This is a genomic window from Symbiobacterium thermophilum IAM 14863 (genome assembly GCF_000009905.1).
In the GTDB taxonomy this organism is placed as follows: domain Bacteria; phylum Bacillota; class Sulfobacillia; order Symbiobacteriales; family Symbiobacteriaceae; genus Symbiobacterium; species Symbiobacterium thermophilum.
Genome location: NC_006177.1, coordinates 158,349 through 176,899, shown reverse-complemented (window position 1 = coordinate 176,899; position 18,551 = coordinate 158,349). Strand labels below are relative to the sequence as shown.

Sequence of the window (18,551 nt, the reverse complement as noted above, 5' to 3'; positions counted from 1 at the left end):
GCCCAGTCGCCGGGGTCTGCCGTAGCCCACGCACGCGGGATGATGCTTACGCCCCGCGCTTCTTCTTCTCCAGCTCGAAGATGATGTCCCGGATCTCGGCGGCCCGCTCGAAGTCCAGGTCCTTGGCCGCCTGCATCATCTCCTTGCGCAGCTTCGCCACGACCTTGGGGATCTCATGCGGCGGCGTGTCCAGGATGTTGGCGGGGCCGGCCTCCGCCACCGGCTTCACCGCCTGGATCACGTCCCGCACCGGTTTGACGATGGTCTTGGGCACGATGCCGTGCTTCCGGTTGTACGCCTCCTGGATCGCCCGGCGGCGGTTGGTCTCGTTGATGGCCTTCTGCATCGACTGGGTGATCCGGTCGGCGTACATGATGACCTTGCCCTCGGCGTTCCGGGCTGCGCGGCCGATGGTCTGGATCAGGGACCGCTCCGCGCGCAGGAACCCCTCCTTGTCGGCGTCCAGGATCGCCACCAGCGACACCTCGGGGATGTCCAGCCCCTCCCGCAGCAGGTTGATGCCGACCAGCACGTCGAAGACGCCGAGCCGCAGGTCGCGCACGATCTGCATGCGCTCGATCGTCTCCACGTCCGAGTGCATGTAGCGCACCTTCACGCCGAGCTCCTTCAGGTACTCGGTCAGGTCCTCGGCCATCCGCTTGGTCAGGGTGGTCACCAGCACCCGCTGGTTCTTCTTCACCCGGGCCCGGATCTCCGCATAGAGGTCGTCGATCTGCCCCTTGGTCGGCCGCACCTCCACCTCCGGGTCCAGCAGGCCCGTCGGCCGGACGATCTGCTCCACCACCAGGGACGGCGGCACCCGCTCCAGCTCGTAGGGACCGGGGGTGGCTGAGACGTAGATCACCTGGTTGATGCGCTCCTCGAACTCGGCGAACTTCAGCGGCCGGTTGTCCGCGGCCGACGGCAGGCGGAAGCCGTACTCGATCAGGGTCTCCTTTCGGGACCGGTCGCCGTTGTACATCGCCGCCACCTGCGGGATGGTGACGTGGCTCTCGTCGATCACCAGCAGCCAGTCGTCCGGGAAGAAGTCCAGGAGGGTGTACGGCGGTTCCCCGGGCTTGCGGCCGGTCAGGTGCCGGCTGTAGTTCTCGATGCCGCTGCAGAACCCGATCTCCCGGATCATCTCCAGGTCGTTGCGGGTCCGCTGCTCCAGCCGCTGCGCCTCCAGGAGCTTGCCCTGGGCCCGCAGCTCCTTCAGCCGCTCCTCCAGCTCCTCCTCGATGGAGCGCAGCGCCTGCTCCCGCTTCTCGTCGGCCACCACGTAGTGGCTGGCCGGGTAGATGGCCACGTGGGTCATCGTGCCCGTGATCTCGCCCGTCAGCGGGTCGAACTCGGAGATCCGCTCGATCTCGTCGCCCCACCATTCGCAGCGAATCGCCCGGTCGGTGGCGCCCGCGGGGAAGATCTCCACCACGTCGCCCCGCACCCGGAACTTGTTGCGGACGAAGTTGTGGTCGTTCCGCTCGTACTGGATGTCCACCAGCCGCCGCAGGATGTAGTCCCGGTCCACCTGGTTGCCCACCCGCAGGGAGACCGCCAGGTCCCGGTAGTCCTCGGGCGAGCCCAGGCCGTAGATGCAGGAGACCGAGGCGACGATGATCACGTCGCGCCGCTCGAACAGGGCCATCGTGGCCGAGTGGCGGAGCTTGTCGATCTCGTCGTTGATCAGCGCGTCCTTTTCGATATAGGTATCCGTGGTGGGGATGTAGGCTTCCGGCTGGTAGTAGTCGTAGTAAGATACGAAGTACTCCACCGCGTTCTCGGGGAAGAACTGCTGGAACTCGGAGCAGAGCTGGGCGGCCAGGATCTTGTTGTGCGCCAGGACCAGCGTGGGCTTCTGCACCTGCTCGATCACCTTCGCGATGGTGAAGGTCTTGCCGGTGCCGGTGGCGCCGAGCAGAATCTGCTCACGCGCGCCGCGCCGGACGCCCTCCGACAGCCGTTCAATCGCCTGTGGCTGGTCGCCGGTGGGCTCAAACGGCGCAACAACCTTAAACGGCTTCATCCCATCTCACCCCCTCAGCTTGCATCTTCTCAAGTATACCGCGCAAACATACGTTTGCCAACCCGAAGGAGCGATGCCCAATGCCCACCTCGCCCGTGACCTGGCCGCCCGCCCCCGACTGGCGCGCCTGGCGGCACGTCACCAAGCTCGACCCGGAACGGCCGCTCACCCCTGCGGCGCTGGAGGCCGTCTACGCGAGCGGCACCGACGCCATCGTCCTGGGCGGATCGACCGGCATGACCCAGCAGGCGGTGCTGGACCTCCTGTCCCGGCTCGCCGATGCTCCGGTCCCGGTGGCCCTGGAGGTCTCCACCTTGGAGTCCGCCGTGCCCGGCCCGGCCCTCTTCCTCATCCCCCTGGTGATGAACGCGTCCGACAGCCGCTGGCTGGGCGGCGCCCAGGCCGAGGCCCTCGCGCGGCTCCTGCCGGTGGTGGGCGAGTACATCCCCTGGGAGTTGCTGTTGCCCGAGGCCTACCTGGTGCTCAACCCCGACTGCACCGCGGCCCGGCTGACGGGTGCGCGCACCGACCTCGCGCCGGAGGATGCCGCGGGATGGGCGGCGCTGGCCGGCCAGGTGCTGAGGCTGCCCCTGATCTACGTCGAGTACAGCGGCGCGTTCGGCGACATGGCGCTCCTGCAGGCCGTACGGGAGAATGCCGGCCCGGCCCACGTGGTCTATGGCGGCGGCATCCGCTCCGGCCGGGAGGCCGGGCTCGCCGCCCGGCACGCCCACACCATCGTGGTCGGCAACCTGGTCTACGAGGCCCCGGAGCGGCTGCGGGAGACCGTGGAGGCGGCACACGGGAACTGAATGCCGGGGGGAGAAGCCCGGCGCCGAAAACAGACACCGCCCGATTCCGCAGGGGCATGCCCCGGGGATCAGGCGGTTGTTTTCGTATCGAGACGACTAGCGCTTCAGCTTCGGGTCGAGCGCATCCCGGATGCCGTCGCCGACGAAGTTGAAGGCCAGCACCGTGACGAAGATGGCCAGGCCGGGCCAGAACATGAGCCACGGGGCCTGCTTCAGGAAGGTGCGCGACACCGAGAGGATCTGGCCCCACGAGACGGCGGGCGGCGGCGCGCCCAGGCCGAGGAACGAAAGGCCGGCCTCCGAGAGGATGGCGTTGCCGATGCGCAGGGTGGCCGACACGATGATCGGCGCGACCGCATTCGGCAGGATGTGCCGGAAGATCAGCCGCATGTCCGTGGCGCCCATGGCGCGGGAGGCTTCGGTGAAGTCCCGCTGGCGCAGGCTGAGGAACTGGCCGCGCACGATGTACGCCAGTCCGGGCCACGACGTGAGGCCGATGACGATCATGATGTTGTAGACGCTGGGCTCGAGCACGGAAACCACCGTCACCAGCAGGAAGAAGACGGGGATGACGTCGATCGCCTCGGCGAAGCGCATGAGGACGATGTCAATCCAGGTCCCGCCGTAGTAGCCGGCGATCGACCCGACCAGAGTGCCCAGCAGGACGGCGACGCCCATCGCGACGAAGCCGACCGACAGCGAGATGCGGCTGCCCCAGATCATGCGGGACAGCAGGTCACGCCCCAGGTTGTCCGTCCCCAGGGGATGCCCGGGAGAGCCCGGCGGCAGGAACCGCTCCGTCAGGTTCACGCGCGCATCCAGGGGCTCGCTCGCCAGAAACGGGGCGAAGATGGCGACAGCGTACAGGATGACCAGGATGACCAGCCCCGCGACCGCCAGCTTGTTGCGGGCGAAGCGGCGGGCGAACTGCCGGAACTGGCTCTCTTCGCGGGCCAGGCCCTGCAACTGCTCTTCAGCTTCGACGTTGAGATGCGGTGCAGCCACGGCAGTTCCCCCCTAGTCGTACTTGATGCGCGGGTCGACCCACACGTAGGCGATGTCCACCAGCAGGTAGCCGATCATCGTCAGCACGGCGGAGAGCAGCATGACCGACATGGAGACGTTGTAGTCCCGGTTGTTCACGGCCTGCCAGGCGACCCGGCCGATTCCGGGCCAGGAGAAGATGTTCTCGATGATGACCGACCCGCCCACCAGGCCGCTCAGGAGGCCGCCGGACACGGCCAGGATCGGCAGCAGCGCGTTGCGCAGGGCGTGCTTGTAGATGACGACCTTCTCCGCCAGGCCCTTGGCGCGGGCGGTGCGCACGTAGTCCTCCCGCAGCACCTCAAGCATGCTGGACCGCATGTAGCGGGTGAGGCCGGTGAGGCCGCCGAACACGATGACGACGAGCGGCAGGAGCATGTACTTTGCACGGTCCGTGAAGACCGTGAGCCAGCCATGAGTCTCCAAGGTGATGCCCGGTGTGGCGATGCCGTTGGTCGGGATCAGGCCGCCGGACTTCATGGCCACGCCCCAGATGAGCAGCGAGGCGACCCAGAAGCTGGGTGCCGCCTGCCCGGCGAAAGCCGTCGCCGTCACCAGCATGTCTGCCTTGGAGTACTGGCGGACGGCGGAGATGACGCCCAGCGGGATCGAAATGCCATAGATGAAGATCAGTGCGAACAAGTTCAGGCGGATGGTGTTGGGCAAAGCCGAGGCCAGCACTTCCTTCACCGGGAGGCGATAATAGTACGACTTGCCGAAGTCGCCCTTCAGCATGTTGCCGACCCAGCGCATGTACTGCACCGGAATCGGGTCGTTCAGCCCCCACTTCTCGCGAAGCTCCTCCACCTTCTGCGGGTCCGACATCGCATCCGCCTCGGCGGACAGGATGACGTACTCGGGACCGCCCGGCGCGAGTTGCATGATCCCAAAGGACAGCAGTGTGACGATGATCAGCAGGGGAATCATGTTGAGAATTCGCTTCGTCAGGTACCGAGCCATACCGGTCACCACCTTCAGGTCAGGGAGGGAACGTGGGGGGCGCCGTAGGGACGCCCCCCACTCCCGTAGTGCGTGCGGTCTAGGCTGTTACTCCTCGATCCACCACTTGTACAGGTAGTCCAGGGTGGCACCAGCGCCGGGGAAGTTCACGACGCCCTTGACGCGCGGGGTATGGAAGTCGGTGTAGAGGTTGGAGTACATGAGGATGACGGGCGCGTCGTTCACGATCAGCTGCTGGGCCTGGCCGTAGATCTCCTTCCGCTTCTCCTTGTCGGACTCCCGACGGCCCTCCTCGAGCAGGGCGTTGACCTCGGGGTTGTCGTACCGCATCCGGTTGAAGCTGGTCACGAGACCCGCGGCGTTGGGCTTGGCCAGGCTGCCGTGGAACAGGGCGTACAGGCTGTCGGGATCGAGGCCGAGGTTGAAGGCCTGGAACGCCATGTCATAGTTGCCGGGCTGCAGATGGTTCTCATTCATGGCGTTGAAGTCCATGAGGTTGACGTTCACCTTGATGCCCACATCCTGCCACATCTGCCGGGCCATGGTGGTCAGGGCCTCGATCAGGCTGGAGCCGGAGGAAGCGTACAGGTTCAGCTCCAGCGGCTTGCCGTCCTTCTGGTAGATGCCGTCGGCGCCCTTGGTGAAGCCGGCCTCCTGGAGCAGCTGCTCAGCCTTGGCCGGATCGTAGCCGATGGTCTGCAGGTCATCCTTGTACGCCCAGGACACCGGCGGGATCGGGCCAGGCGGCACGACCGCCTCGCCGTCCAGGGCACCCAGCACGATGGCCTCGCGGTCCAGCGCGTGGGTCAGGGCCTGCCGGACACGGACGTCGGTCAGCGGCTCCTTGGTGGTGTTGATCAGGATGTAGCCCCAGCCGTTACGCTCGTACTGCACCGGGATCAGCCGGCCCTCGTACTCGGTGAGCAGCCGCTTGACCTCGGACGGGGTCGGCGTGTCGACGTCGATCTCGCCGTTCTCCAGGGCCGCCAGGGCGGTCTGGTCGTCCGGGATGACCTTCATGCGGATGGTCTGGATGAAGGGAGCGCCACCCTCCTCCTCGCTGCGGAACCATTCATCGTTCCGCTCGAGCAGGGCATACTGGCCGCGGACGTACTCCTTGAACTTGTACGGGCCGGTGCCCACCGGGTTCCAGGTGACCGGATGGTTCTCCATGTCACCGATCTCGGAGCCCTCGAAGAGCTTCGCCTGCAGGATGCCGTAGTTGATGTTGGTGAAGATCGGGGCGAACGGCTCCTTCAGCTTGAACTCGACGGTGTACTTGTCGACCGCCACGATGTCCTCAATGGACGCCATGGAGGACGCACGCGGGCCGGTGTAGTCCGGGTGCTTGATCGCCTGCATCGTGAAGACGACGTCCTCGGAGGTCAGCTCGGCGCCGTCGTGGAACTTGACGCCCTCACGCAGCTTGACCGTGAAGGTCAGGCCGTCGTCCGAGGTCCACCAGTCCTCGGCCAGGTCGCCCTTCGGGGACCAGTCAAGGTCGAAATCGAAGAGGCTGGAGTAGACCAGGCCGTAGATCATGGAGCCGTAGGCGGACGAGGACAGGATCGGGTTCAGGTTGTCCGGGTCCTGGTTCAGGCGGAGGTTCAGCTCGCCGCCGACCTTGGGACCGCCGGACGGGGTCTGCGTGGACGGGGTCTGGGTAGACGGAGTCTGGGTGCCCCCCTGCTGGCCGCCGCCGTTGCTGGCAGGCGGGGAGGACTGCTTGGAGCCGCACGCAGCCAGAACCAGGCTCAGCGCCAGGAGCAGGGCCGCCGCGGCAAGGGACCTGCGGTTCTTTCTCATGTCTTCTCCCTTGACCTCCTCTGTGCGGTGCTATTCATCAGACTACACCATTGATTCACCGGTTCACCCGAATTTCCTCTTTGAGACCTACTGCCATATTTCTTTTTGCACCTTAATCTCAGACGACGGTTCCTATTATTTCAGCCTTTACGCGCGCGAAATAACCCCGGGCATTTGCCCGGGGTGTTCGCGCGCTATTCGTCCATTTGGCTAACGCTTCATCTTGGGATCGAGGGCGTCCCGCAGCCCGTCACCGACGAAGTTGAAGCAGATCACCACCACAAAGATTGCCAGTCCGGGGAAGATCGACACCCACGGAGCCTGCAGCAGGAACGGCCGGCCCTGGGACAGCATCTGTCCCCACGAGGTGAGGGGCGGCTGGGTGCCCAGCCCCAGGAAGGAGAGGCTGGACTCGGTGAGGATCGCGCTGCCGATGCGCAGCGTCGCCGACACGATGATCGGCCCCACGGCGTTGGGCAGGATGTGACGGAAGATCAGGCGGGCGTCCCGGGCCCCCATCGCGCGGGAGGCCTCCGTGAAGTCCCGCTGGCGCAGGCTCAGGAACTGGGACCGGACGATCTGGGCCAGTCCCGGCCAGGACGTGACGCCGATGACCAGCATGATGTTGAAGATGGAGGGCCGGATGACCGACACGACCGTGATCAGCAGGAAGAACACCGGGATGATGTCGATCGCCTCCGCGATGCGCATCAGCACGATGTCAATCCAGGTGCCGCCGTAGAAGCCGGCAACGGCGCCCACCAGCGAGCCGATCGCCACGGCCATCGTCATCGCGACGAAGCCCACCGACAGCGACACCCGGGAGCCCCAGATCATCCGGGAAAGCACGTCGCGCCCCAGGTTGTCCGTCCCGAAGGGGTGCTCCAGGCTCGGCGGCTGGAAGCGGGCGGGGATGTTCATCGCGTCCAGGGACTCGCTGGCGAGGTACGGGGCAAAGATCGCCACCAGGTACATGAGCAGCAGGACGACGAGTCCGACCACCGCCGCCTTGTTGCGCATGAAGCGCCGCACGATCTGCTGCAGTTGGGTGGTCTCCTTCGGGGCCTGCCCGTAATGGGCCTCTGTCTTCTTTTCCGCTGCGACCGCCATCGCTCACACCCCCCGTCAGTCGTACTTGATGCGCGGATCGACCCAGACGTAGGCGATGTCCACCAGCAGGAAGCCGATCAGCGTCAGCACGCCGGACATGAGCATGATCGCCATGGACACGTTGTAGTCCCGCTGCGTCACCGCGTCGTACCCGACGCGCCCGATGCCCGGCCACGAGAAGATCGTCTCCGTGATGACGGAACCGCCCACCATGGCGGAGAGCAGACCGCCCGAGATCGAGATCACAGGCAGGAGGGCGTTGCGCAGCGCGTGCTTGTACACCACGACCTTCTCCGAAAGCCCCTTGGCCCGGGCGGTGCGGATGTAGTCCTCCTTCAGCACCTCGAGCATGGCGGAACGCATGTATCGGGTAAGGCCGGTCAGGCTGCCGAAGACCATCACGGTCACCGGCAGGATCATGTACTTGGCCCGGTCAGCCAGGACAGAGAGCCAGCCGTAGGTTTCGAAGTTGACGCCGGGGGTCGCGATGCCGTTGGTGGGGATCAACCCGTTGGAACGCATCGCCACGCCCCAGATCAGCAGGATGGCCACCCAGAAGCTCGGCGCGGCCTGTCCGGCGAAGGCCAGCCCGGTGACGGCATAGTCCAGCTTGGAGTACTGCCGGACGGCGGAGATGATGCCCAGCGGGATGGCGATGGCATACGTGAGGAACAGCGCCACGGACTGCAGCTTCAGCGTCGCGGGCAGCGCCGCCCCGATGACCTCGACCACCGGCTTGCGGTAGAAGTACGACCGGCCGAAGTCGCCCCTGAGCACGTTCCCCAGCCAGCGCACGTACTGCACGGGGATCGGGTCGTTCAGTCCCCACCGCTCCCGCAGCTCCTCGATGCGCGTCGGGTCCAGGGTCGCGTCCTCGGCGGCCAGCAGCACCTTCTCCGGCCCGCCGGGCGCCATCTGCATGATGGCGAAGGAGAGCAGGGTCGCCAGGATGAGCAGCGGGATCATGTTGAGCACGCGCTTCAGCAGGTAGCGGCTCATCGGGTATCACCCCTTCTGGTCGTGGGCAGTGAGTGGTGAGGCGCGGGCCTGAGGCCCGGGTGGCATGCGGCAGGAGAACGAGCAGGGGCCGCGCAGGTCGTGAGCGGGAACTCACCCCTGCGCGACCCACACTCACGCGTACGGTGTCAAACTACTTCTCGTTGATGTACCAGCGGTAGATGTAGTCGCTGGTGGCGCCGTAACCAGGCATGTTGACGACGCCCTTCACCCGGCTGTTGACGAAGTCGGTGTAGATGTTGGAGTAGATCATGATCACCGGGGCCTCGTCCACGATGATCCGCTGGAACTCGGCGTAGTACTCCTTCCGCTTGGCGGGCTCGAACTCTTCCCGGGCCTTCTCCAGCAGCTCGTCCACCCGGTCGTTGTAGAACCGGGCCCGGTTGAAGCCGTTGACGTTCCCGTTGGCGTCCGGCCGGCCGGCGGAGCTGTGGAACAGGTTGTACATGGAGTCCGGGTCAAGGCCCAGGGAGAAGGCGCTGAAGGTCACGTCGAACTTACCCGGGGCCACGTAGTTGTCCATCATGGCATTGAAGTCGATCATCTGGACGTCAAGGTCGACGCCGATCTCCTTCCAGCTGGAGCGGGCGATGGCGCCGATGGCCTCGGTGGTGGTGGACCCCGCGCCGGCGTAGAAGGTCAGCTTCAGCGGCTGGCCGTCCCGCTCGTAGATGCCGGTGGACTCGTTCATGACGAAACCGGCTTCCTCAAGCAGCTGCTTGGCCTTCGCGACGTCACGCTGCTGCACCTGGATGGACTCGTCGAACGCCCAGGAGATCGGCGGGATCGGGCCGGGCGGGATGGTGGCCCGGTTCTCCAGCACGCCGGTGATGATCGCCTGCCGGTCCAGGCCGAGGGTCAGGGCCTGGCGGACCCGCTTGTCGTCCAGCGGCGCCTTGCTGTTGTTGAGGGTCATGTACCCGAAGCCGTTGCGGTCCCAGTAGTAGGCAGTCAGCTTGTCCTTGAACTGGGTCTCCAGCATGGCCACGTCAGACGCCTCGGGGGTCAGCCGGTCGATCTCGCCGTTCTGCAGGGCGGCCAGGGCCGTCTGGGAATCGGGGATGATCTTGTAGGTGAGCGTCTCGATGAACGGGGCGCCGCCGTAGTGCTCGGACATGAACCAGTCAGGGTTCCGCTCCAGCACCACGTACTGCCCGCGGACGTACTCCTTCAGCTTGTACGGGCCGGCGCCGACGGGCTTGTCCATACTCGCCGGGGCCTTCTCCATGTCGGCGATGGAGTAGCCCTCAAAGGCCTCCTTCGACAGGATGCCGTAGTTGATGTTGGTCAGCAGCGGGGCGGAGGGCTTCTTCAGGTGGATGTTCAGGTTGTACTTGTCCACGACCTCGATGGACTCCACGTCACGGAGCGAGGAGGCGCGGGCGCCGGTGTACTCCGGATCCATGATGGCCCCCAGGGTGAAGGCCACGTCCTCGGCGTCCAGGTCCGTGCCGTCGGTGAACTTGATGCCCTCCCGGATCTTGATGGAGAGCGTCAGGTTATCGTCGGAGATCTCCCAGGACTCCGCGACGTAGGGCATGGGCTCGTACTTCTCGTTGAACTCAAAGAGCGTCGCGTACAGCTGCGTGACGATCTCGGCGCCGTACGCCGTGGTGTACAGGATCGGGTTGAAGCTGTCGGGTTCCTTCTCCAGCAGCAGGTTCAGGTTGCCGCCCACCGCGGGCTGGCCGGAGGACGGCGACGGCTGCTCGGTCTGGGCGCCGCCCGTCCCGGACGGGTTCTGAGTCTGCTTCGGGCCGCACGCGGAGAGGGCCAGGCCGGTCACGACCAGCAGGCTCATGAGCGTGGCAGCCCTTCGGCTGATGCGCATGTGTGTAGTCCCCCTTCTTCGTAGTCGCCTGTATTTGTATAGGCGTTCATGAGACGGTGAAGCCCTATACCGCGGTTCAGTGAAATTGTGCGGATATTGAAGTTCTTATCTTACCCCTACTCTTGATGATCCGAAATTGACATGGGTCACTTGCCTGACTCGCCGCGGATGGTCGACCTGTGCGGCGAGCGCGCAGACGGCGCCGGTTCTCCCGGCGCCGGTGCGTTCCTCGCACGCTTCAGTTCCCGCAGCCGCAGTCCTTGTCCCGGTCCCGGTCCCGATCCCGTTCCCGCCTGCGCACCGCCAAGCGCACAGGCGGTTCACACGGCTCGACCTCCGGCGGGCAGCCCGCGGGCGAGGCCGCCGACGGGCACCTGCGGGGGAGCACGGAGCCAAAGGTGGGCACCAGCAGCTTCACGTCGGCCGTCACGGTGAGCACCGTGCAGAGCTGGATCGTGCAGCAGACGTTGGGTTCTCCCTGGGCTGCGTTAGGCTGCACCGTGCAGATGCAGCTGCCCTCCACGTCGCAGGTGACGTCGGTGCCCTCGGGCGCGCACAACACCACCTGCTTGGGGAAGCTGATCGTCCGTTCCACCGTGACCGGCTGCATGCCCATCGCCGGCAGCACCTGAATCTGGAGCGTCAGCGTGATTTGGATGGAGACGATGGCGCGGCCGTCGCCGCCGTTGTTGACCGGCTGCCGATCGGCGACCTCCTCGCACTGGATCTGCGTGATCCGGCAGCTAAGTATGGTCGCGCCGGTGCCCAGGTTCGGAATGGTGAAGCAGCGCTCCAGCAGGTCCTCCTGCGTACAGAAGTCAAACACTTTCCTGGCATCCACCAGGACGATTTCCCGCGGGGGCGGGCAGTGGCCGCCCCGGATCGGACCGGGGACGACAATCGTCTCCGTCCCGGCGGTCGCGTCTGTGTCTCTGGCCATAGGTTCACCCCTGTCTGCAGGCTATGACCGCGCGCAGCCAAAGGTGAACGCAAAACCGCCCCGGGGCGTCGCCCGGGGCGGTCGTTGGTTACGGCTCCATCTCCCGGATGTGGCGGACGGCGGCCTCCAGCTGCGGGTCGCCGGGCTCTCCCGGGATGATGCGGTTCGGATTCCCCACGACGATGTCGGGCTCCACGCCCTGGCCGTCGATGGAGTGGCCGCCGGCGGTCAGGTACTTGGCCGTGGTCAGCTTGATGCCCGAGCCGTCCTGGAGCCGCCAGAAGGTCTGCACGGACCCCTTGCCAAAGGTCTTCGCGCCGATCAGCGTGCCGACGCCGGCGTCCTTCACGGCCCCGGCCAGGATCTCCGAGGCGCTGGCGCTGCCGCCGTCGACCAGCACGACCAGCGGACCGGTCCACTTTTCGGCCTCCTTGGCCGTCAGGGCCCGCGGCTCCTTCGCCCGCTCCACGATGTGCACCACGGGATCGCCGGTCGGCAGGAAGAACGAGGCGATCTCCACCACCTCATCCAGCAGGCCGCCCGGGTTCTGCCGGACGTCGAAGATCAACCGGGTCATGCCCTGGCTCCGCAGCTCGGCAATGGCCTCCTTCACCTGGCTCGCGGCGCCCTTCTTGCTGAACTCGAACAGCTGGATGTACCCGATGCCCGCCTCCTGATCGATCATCCGGTAGTCGAGCACCGGCACGGTGATCGTGTCGCGGGTGATGACGAACTCCAGCGGCTCGGGCTCGCCCTCCCGCTTCACCAGCAGCCGGACCTGGGTGCCCTTCGGCCCCTTGATGAGCGCGACGGCCTCGTTCAGGCTCATCCCCGTGATGTCGCGGCCGTCCACCTGGATGATCGCATCACCCGTGCGCAGCCCGGCCTTCGCCCCCGGGCTCCCCTTGATGGGCGAAACCACGGTGAGCAGGCCGGTCTGCTGGGAGATCTCCACCGTCACCCCAATGCCGCTGAACGTGGGCTCGAACCCCTCGACGAACGAGCGGTACTCCTCTGGGGTGAAGAAGGTGGAATACCGGTCGCCCAGGGCCTCCACCATGCCCCGGAGCGCGCCGACGTTCAGAGCCTCGACGTCCACCTCTTCCACGTACTGCCCCTGAATCGCCCGCATGACCTCCTCCAGCCGCTCCACCTGGAGCCCCGACAGCGACGAGCCCGCCACCGGCAGTCGGTCCCTGAGTTGCGACATCGATTCCTGAAGCGCGGGCGGCCATCCCAGCGCCCCCAGCGCGTAGCTGACCACGCCCGTCACCGCGACCAGGAGCAGCGACAGCCCGAATCTCGTGCGGCGCTCGTCCATGTTCAGCGTCATCCTCTCTGTGGCAAACAAGCCTCTGCCCCATGTGTATCAGGGGCTAACCAGGAGTATACTCCGCACAATGCTTTGTGGTCAAACGACGTTGCCAAACCCGAAGGCCCGGTCCGCGCTCCCGCGGTCCGGGCCCCTCCTCCCTGCGTGCGCTCACCAGTTGATGTAGTCCAGCGGATTCTTCTGCACCCCGTCCACGTGAATCTCCAGGTGCACGTGAGGCCCCGTCGACCAGCCCGTCGAGCCCGCGAGGGCGATCGCTTCCCCCTGGCTCACCGCCTGGCCGGGCGAGACCAGAATCCGGCTGTTGTGCGCGTACCACGACGTGATGCCACCGCCGTGGTCGATGATGACCAGGTTGCCGTAGACGTCGTCGTAGCTGGTCTGCAGTACCACGCCGGCCTCGATCGCGCGGACGGTCTGGCCGTAGTTGGCCGCGAAGTCCGTGCCGTAGTGCATGCGCTGGGTGCCCAGGATCGGATGCCAGCGCATGCCGAAGTGGTCGGTGATGATCACCGGGGTCACCGGCGGGATCGGTGCGAAGACCCCGGCTTGCCTGTTCAGCTCCCGCACCAGGGCGGCCACCTGCTCGGCCAGCTGCTGTCCGTACCGCTCCATCTCATCCAGCTGGGCGGCAAGCGCCTGCCGCCGGTCCTCCAGGGACCGCGACACCTGCTCCCGCTCCTCCCGCTTCGCCACCACCGTTGCCTGGTACTCCTCCGCCTCCGCCTTCAGGGCGGCGAGCCGGGTCTTCCGCCCCTCCACCTGCCGCTGCTTCTCTTCCAGCGCCAGCTTCTCGGCCTTCATCTGCTCCACCAGCTCGCGGTCCTTGCGGGCGATGGTCGCGAGGATCTCCGCACGGCTGATGAACTCCCGGAAGGTGGCCGCGCCGAAGAGCACGGACAGCTTGTCCACCGGGCCGTTCTCCCGCATGGCCCGAATCCGGTCGCCCAGGATCTTGCGCTTCTCCGCGTAGCGGGCCTGCGCCAGCGCCACCTCGGCCTGCACCAACTCCAGTTCGGCCGAGACCTCCTCGTACTCCGCGGCGACGATCGCCAGGTTGGCGTTGGCCTGCACCAGCTCCGCCTCGACCAACCGCAGCTGCGCCTCCGCCTCCTCGGCCTGGAAGGCCAGGTCGGCCAGCTCGTTCTGCACTTCCTTCTGCTTCCGCCGCACGGCCTCCAGGTCGCGTTGGGCTTGTTCCAGCTGCGCCCGGATGTCGTTGGCCTGCGCGGCCTGTGGCCTGAGCGGCAGGGCCATGTTCAGGAGCAGCGCGCCCAGCGCGACCCAGGCCCAGCGGATCCGTCTCTGCATCCTGACCGGCACCCCCTTAGACCTTCAGGTAGCGGTGCAGGGAGAAATAGCTGGCGAGGGCCCCCAGCACGGCGCCCAGCCCCAACAGGGCGAGCGTAAGGTCCTGCAGGACGGCCCCGGGCTGCACCACGGGCAGGAACGGAATTGTCTGCTGAATCGCCGGCGCCAGCCGGATGTAGCCCCAGGCCGTGACGCCGCTGGCCAGCCCTGCGCCCACGGTGCCCAGCAGCATGCCCTCCAGCACGAAGGGCCGCCGGATGTACCAGTCCGTGGCGCCGACCAGCTTCATGATCGAGACCTCCCGCCCCCGGGCGTACACCGACAGGCGGATGGTGTTGGAGAGCGTGAGCACCGTGGCGAAGAGCAGCAGCAGCACCAGGCCGAGGCCGCCGATGCGCACCGCCCGGGTGAAGGCCAGCAGATCGGCGACGATCTCCTTGCCATAGTCCACCTTCGCCACGCCGGGCATGGCCTGGATCTGCTCCGCCACCTCCGCGACGAGCTGGACGTCCGTCACCTTCACGTAGATCTCATCGGAGAGGGGGTTCTCGTCGCCCTCGTAGCCGCTGAGGATCGCCGCCTGGGCGGGGTCCGCCCGCTTCATCTGCTCCAGGGCCTCGTGCCGGCTCAGGAACGTGACCTCCTGGACGTTGGGCATGCTGCGGATGCGGGACAGGATGGCCTGGATCTCCTCTTCAGTCAGATCCCGCTGGTCGCACTTCACCTCGTCCCGCCGGGCGGTGCAGAGGTAGCCCTTGATCTCGACCTGGCTCTCGGCCGAGGCAGCCATCTGCTCGAGATTGACGGCCAGGAGCGCCACCACCGCCAGAACCAGCAGCGTGACCGCGACCGAGAGCATCGAAGCGAGAGACATCAGGTTGCCCCGCGCCATGTTGTGCAGGGCGTCGCGCAGTGCGGCGGCCCATCCCCTAAGACTCATAGCCGTAGGTCCCCCTGTTCTCGTCACGCACCACGCGACCCCGCTCCAGGGCAATGACGCGCTTCTTCATGGTGTCGACGATCTCCGCCGCGTGGGTGGCCACCACCACCGTGGCCCCCATCTGGTTGATCTGGTTGAGGAGGTTCATGATCGCCCAGGTGTTCTCGGGGTCCAGGTTGCCGGTGGGCTCGTCGGCGATCACCAGCACCGGGTTCCGCACGATGGCGCGCGCCACCGCCACCCGCTGCTGCTCGCCTCCGGAGAGCTCCGCAGCCAGCGCCCGGCTCTTGTGGCGCAGGCCAACCAGCTCCAGGGCGGCCGGAACCCGGCGGTTTACCTCGCGCCGGGGCACGTCGGTGCACTCCAGGGCGAAGGCCACGTTCTCGAACACCGTGCGGTCGGGCAGGAGCTTGAAGTCCTGAAAGATGATCCCGATGCTCCGCCGGAGGTACGGCACCGCCCGCCGGGGCAGGCGGGCGACGTCCTTGCCATCCACGAGGATCTGGCCCGTCGTGGGCAGCTCCTCCCGGTAGATCAGCTTCATGAGCGTGGACTTGCCGGCACCCGAAGGGCCGACCAAAAAGACAAACTCCCCCCGCTCAACCCGGAGGTTGATGCCATCGAGGGAAGGGGTTTTCATATGGGGGTAGACTTTTGTGACGTTGATAAACTCGATCACGCGGGATCACCCCATCGGTTAGTTCCTATACGCTGCGGAGACTGGCGATCCTTCACGATCCGAACGTCTAACGTGAAACTTTACCAGGGAGTTCGACGAAGGTACAAACCTTCCCTTCCTGGACGCGTTATTCTAGGTCATGCTAAATCTGGATGCCCTTCCGAAAGCCGTCATTCCCACGAAAGACCCACCCGGCCGGACCGGGTGGGTCAGCATACGCATCACGGGTTCGGACGCTGCGCTCGAGCCCGCAGCACGTTCAGGCCGAAGCGCACCAGCGGGGGCAGGCTGCGCCGCACCCGGCGCAGCCGCACGATCCGGTAGAGCCACTCCAGGTTGGCGCGGATCATCCACTGCGGGGCGCGGGGGACGGCGCCGGCCCACACGTCGATGGTCCCGCCTACGCCCATGCCCACGGGCACGCCGAGCTCCGGCAGGTGGCGGTGCAGCCATCGCTCCTGCTTGGGCGAGCCCAGGGCGACGAAGAGCACGTCCGGGCGTGCAGCCCGGATCTGCGCGACGACCTCGCCCTCCTCCTCGGGCCGGAAGAAACCGTCGCGCCAGCCCACAACCTGGATGCGGGGGTACGCCTCCTGCACCCGGCGGGCCGCCTCCGCCACCACCTCGGGGCGGGTGCCCAACAGGAAGACCCGCCCCCCGCCCCGGTCGTTCAGGGCCTTCAGCAGGTTGGAGGCCAGGTCTGCGCCGCCGACCTTCTCGGGCACCGGGTCGCCGAGCAGCCTGGAGGCCAGCACAATGCCGGCGCCGTCCGGCACGACCAGGTCAGCTCCGTTGATGATGGCGGCCAGCTCCGGGTCCCGGCCGGCCCGGTCGGCGATCTCCGCGTTGGGCGTGACCACCAGGTGCGGGCCGCCCGCGTCAATGAAGCCGAGGCAGCGGTCCACGGCCTCGGCCATCGTCACCTTATCGACGCCAATGCTGAGGATCTGTGCGCGCTTCATGTCATCTGCCACCGGCCTGCGCGTACGGACTAGTCCTGGATGGTGACCCGGCCCTTCACCATCAGGACCAGGTCGGTCTCGGCCTGGAACCCCCGCCCGTCGCTGCGGGGCACCACGATCAGGTGGTTGGCGGGGATCCGGGAGCCGCCCCGGATGTCAGTGCCGGCGGTCACGTCCAGCAGCCCGCCCAGGGCCGAGTCGATGGCCGTCGCCCGGCCGCCCCGCAGCACCAGCTCGGTGCCGGCCTCCCCGATCACCTTCTGCCCCGCGGACACCTCCACGACCCGGTACAGCGCCACCAGATCCACGTAGGACTTGCTGACCAGCGGGTCGCCGCCGGTGCCCGGCTCCGCGGTCTCGGCCATCACGCGGCCGGCGGCCAGGCCGACGAGCAGCGCAGCTGCCACCAGCAACGACAGGTTCCTCCATCGGTGCGGCATCCGGAGTTCGCTCCCTTCCATATATCTCCGCTGTCCGTACGACGCCCGCGCGGGCCGGCGGGTTCCCGGGCCTTTCCCTTACGGCCGGGCGAGCTCGCCGTTGGCCCTCTTCTCCAGGTACCCGTAGATGAAGGGATCCAGCTCGCCGTCGATCACCGCCTGGGCGTTGCCCACCTCCACCCCGCTGCGGTGGTCTTTCACCAGGGTGTAAGGCTGGAAGACGTAGCTGCGGATCTGGCTGCCCCAGGCGATCTCCATCTGCGGGCCCCGGATCTGGGCCATCTCCTTGTTCTGCTCCTCGATCTTCAGCTCCACCAGCTTGGAGCGGAGCATCATCATCGCCACGGCGCGGTTCTGCATCTGCGAGCGCTCCTGCTGGCACGATACCACGATACCGGTGGGCAGGTGGGTGATCCGCACCGCCGACTCGGTCTTGTTGACGTGCTGGCCGCCCGCGCCGCTGGACCGGAACGTATCGATGCGCAGGTCCTCGGGCCGGATCTCGATGTCGTCCACGTCATCCTCGATCTCGGGCATGACCTCCACCGCGGCGAACGAGGTGTGCCGCCGGCCGGACGCGTCGAAGGGCGAGATGCGCACCAGCCGGTGGACGCCCATCTCCGGCCGGAGGAAACCGTACGCGTAGGGGCCCCGCACCGCGATCGTGACCGACTTGATGCCGGCCTCGTCCCCGTCCAGCCGGTCCAGCTCCTCCACCTTGAAGCCGCGCCGCTCGGCCCAGCGGACGTACATGCGCAGCAACATCTCCGCCCAGTCCTGTGCCTCGGTACCGCCGGCCCCGGCGTGGATGGTTAGGATGGCGTTGTACGCGTCGTACTTCCCGTTCAGCAGGACCTGCAGCTCGAACTGCCGGACCTGTTCCTCCAGGGCGTCGGCCTCCGCTCTGGCCTCCGCGGCCATCTCGGCGTCGGACGCCTCCTCGGCGAGGTCGATCATGACCTCCAGGTCGTCCAGCCGGCGCCGGAAGGACTCCAGCTGTTCCACCGGGGCCTTCAGCTGCGCGACCTGCTGGGTGACGCGCCTTGCCCGGTCCTGGTCGTTCCAGAAGTCCGGCGCCGCGATCTGGTGCTCCAGCGCCGCGATCTCCTCGAGACGCCTGTCGAGGTCAAAGAGACCTCCTGAGTTCGATGATTCGCTCGCGCAAGCGCTGCGCTCGGCGGGTCAGTTCGTCGTACATGGGCAAACCGCCTCCTCCTCCATGGTCACGCACTGCATTGTACCATCGGCCCGCCGCCGCGGGCAATTCGTACATGGGTGTCCGGTCCCCCCCGGGCGGAATACCCTGGCTAGCAGCGATCCCAGGTGGGGAGGGTCTGCCT

General features: G+C 66.8%; 16 protein-coding genes. 1 reads left to right on the top strand and 15 read right to left on the bottom strand.

Annotated elements, in window-relative coordinates; genetic code table 11:
• Positions 1-46: 46 nt before the first annotated feature.
• A complete protein-coding gene (uvrB, locus tag STH_RS00795; protein ID WP_011194286.1) occupies positions 47-2,026 on the bottom strand; it encodes an excinuclease ABC subunit UvrB in 1,980 nt (659 codons plus the stop codon).
• Positions 2,027-2,106: 80 nt separating this feature from the next.
• On the opposite strand from uvrB, the gene STH_RS00790 reads away from it, so the two are divergent.
• On the top strand, positions 2,107-2,838 hold the full coding sequence (locus STH_RS00790) for a heptaprenylglyceryl phosphate synthase (protein WP_011194285.1): 732 nt from the start codon (positions 2,107-2,109) through the stop codon (positions 2,836-2,838).
• 96 nt (positions 2,839-2,934) lie between these two features.
• On the opposite strand, the gene STH_RS00785 is transcribed toward STH_RS00790, so the two are convergent.
• The 14 genes from STH_RS00785 to prfB all read right to left on the bottom strand — a co-directional run bounded on the left by STH_RS00785 (position 2,935) and on the right by prfB (position 18,409).
• Entirely contained in the window at positions 2,935-3,843 is a 909-nt protein-coding gene (locus STH_RS00785; protein WP_011194284.1) for an ABC transporter permease, read from the bottom strand.
• Between the two features lie 12 nt (positions 3,844-3,855).
• On the bottom strand, positions 3,856-4,842 hold the full coding sequence (locus tag STH_RS00780) for an ABC transporter permease (RefSeq protein WP_011194283.1): 987 nt from the start codon (positions 4,840-4,842) through the stop codon (positions 3,856-3,858).
• A gap of 87 nt (positions 4,843-4,929) precedes the next feature.
• Complete coding sequence (locus tag STH_RS00775; protein ID WP_011194282.1) at positions 4,930-6,648, bottom strand: ABC transporter substrate-binding protein; 1,719 nt, start codon at positions 6,646-6,648, stop codon at positions 4,930-4,932.
• A 210-nt stretch (positions 6,649-6,858) separates the two neighbouring features.
• Entirely contained in the window at positions 6,859-7,758 is a 900-nt protein-coding gene (locus tag STH_RS00770; RefSeq protein ID WP_011194281.1) for an ABC transporter permease, read from the bottom strand.
• A 15-nt stretch (positions 7,759-7,773) separates the two neighbouring features.
• Positions 7,774-8,757: an ABC transporter permease gene (locus tag STH_RS00765; protein ID WP_011194280.1), complete on the bottom strand. Its 984-nt coding sequence runs from the start codon at positions 8,755-8,757 to the stop codon at positions 7,774-7,776.
• A 151-nt stretch (positions 8,758-8,908) separates the two neighbouring features.
• On the bottom strand, positions 8,909-10,606 hold the full coding sequence (locus tag STH_RS00760) for an ABC transporter substrate-binding protein (protein WP_011194279.1): 1,698 nt from the start codon (positions 10,604-10,606) through the stop codon (positions 8,909-8,911).
• 238 nt (positions 10,607-10,844) lie between these two features.
• Positions 10,845-11,546, bottom strand: a complete 702-nt coding sequence (locus STH_RS00755; RefSeq protein WP_011194278.1) for a hypothetical protein — start codon at positions 11,544-11,546, stop codon at positions 10,845-10,847.
• Positions 11,547-11,634: 88 nt separating this feature from the next.
• The gene (locus STH_RS00750; RefSeq protein ID WP_050742036.1) at positions 11,635-12,867 is read right to left on the bottom strand and encodes a S41 family peptidase; all 1,233 of its coding nucleotides are present in this window, start codon (positions 12,865-12,867) and stop codon (positions 11,635-11,637) included.
• A 162-nt stretch (positions 12,868-13,029) separates the two neighbouring features.
• Positions 13,030-14,190 carry a murein hydrolase activator EnvC family protein gene (locus tag STH_RS16685; protein WP_050742035.1) on the bottom strand — a complete coding sequence of 387 codons (1,161 nt, stop codon included), beginning with the start codon at positions 14,188-14,190 and terminating at the stop codon, positions 13,030-13,032.
• A gap of 16 nt (positions 14,191-14,206) precedes the next feature.
• The gene (ftsX, locus tag STH_RS00740; RefSeq protein WP_011194275.1) at positions 14,207-15,130 is read right to left on the bottom strand and encodes a permease-like cell division protein FtsX; all 924 of its coding nucleotides are present in this window, start codon (positions 15,128-15,130) and stop codon (positions 14,207-14,209) included.
• On the bottom strand, positions 15,120-15,809 hold the full coding sequence (gene ftsE / locus STH_RS00735; RefSeq protein ID WP_011194274.1) for a cell division ATP-binding protein FtsE: 690 nt from the start codon (positions 15,807-15,809) through the stop codon (positions 15,120-15,122). Before ftsE ends, ftsX begins: the two co-directional genes overlap by 11 nt.
• Before the next feature lie 221 nt (positions 15,810-16,030).
• Positions 16,031-16,771, bottom strand: coding sequence for a WecB/TagA/CpsF family glycosyltransferase (locus STH_RS00730; protein WP_043712939.1), 741 nt, complete (start codon positions 16,769-16,771; stop codon positions 16,031-16,033).
• Positions 16,772-16,800: 29 nt separating this feature from the next.
• A complete protein-coding gene (locus tag STH_RS00725) occupies positions 16,801-17,184 on the bottom strand; it encodes a hypothetical protein (RefSeq protein ID WP_050742033.1) in 384 nt (127 codons plus the stop codon).
• A gap of 105 nt (positions 17,185-17,289) precedes the next feature.
• A protein-coding gene (prfB, locus tag STH_RS00720) for a peptide chain release factor 2 (protein ID WP_242654559.1) occupies positions 17,290-18,409 on the bottom strand; the annotation gives its coding sequence in 2 pieces (ribosomal slippage) (positions 17,290-18,339 and positions 18,341-18,409; 1,119 coding nt in all).
• Positions 18,410-18,551: the final 142 nt, after the last annotated feature.

Bases quoted from the DNA above. Each gene is read 5' to 3' on its own strand.
- uvrB (WP_011194286.1), bottom strand. From the start codon at position 2,026: ATGAAGCCGTTTAAGGTTGTTGCGCCGTTTGAGCCCACCGGCGACCAG.
- STH_RS00790 (WP_011194285.1), top strand. From the start codon at position 2,107: ATGCCCACCTCGCCCGTGACCTGGCCGCCCGCCCCCGACTGGCGCGCC.
- STH_RS00780 (WP_011194283.1), bottom strand. From the start codon at position 4,842: ATGGCTCGGTACCTGACGAAGCGAATTCTCAACATGATTCCCCTGCTG.
- STH_RS00775 (WP_011194282.1), bottom strand. From the start codon at position 6,648: ATGAGAAAGAACCGCAGGTCCCTTGCCGCGGCGGCCCTGCTCCTGGCG.
- STH_RS00770 (WP_011194281.1), bottom strand. From the start codon at position 7,758: ATGGCGGTCGCAGCGGAAAAGAAGACAGAGGCCCATTACGGGCAGGCC.
- STH_RS00765 (WP_011194280.1), bottom strand. From the start codon at position 8,757: ATGAGCCGCTACCTGCTGAAGCGCGTGCTCAACATGATCCCGCTGCTC.
- STH_RS00760 (WP_011194279.1), bottom strand. From the start codon at position 10,606: ATGCGCATCAGCCGAAGGGCTGCCACGCTCATGAGCCTGCTGGTCGTG.
- STH_RS00755 (WP_011194278.1), bottom strand. From the start codon at position 11,546: ATGGCCAGAGACACAGACGCGACCGCCGGGACGGAGACGATTGTCGTC.
- STH_RS00750 (WP_050742036.1), bottom strand. From the start codon at position 12,867: ATGGACGAGCGCCGCACGAGATTCGGGCTGTCGCTGCTCCTGGTCGCG.
- STH_RS16685 (WP_050742035.1), bottom strand. From the start codon at position 14,190: ATGCAGAGACGGATCCGCTGGGCCTGGGTCGCGCTGGGCGCGCTGCTC.
- ftsX (WP_011194275.1), bottom strand. From the start codon at position 15,130: ATGAGTCTTAGGGGATGGGCCGCCGCACTGCGCGACGCCCTGCACAAC.
- STH_RS00730 (WP_043712939.1), bottom strand. From the start codon at position 16,771: ATGAAGCGCGCACAGATCCTCAGCATTGGCGTCGATAAGGTGACGATG.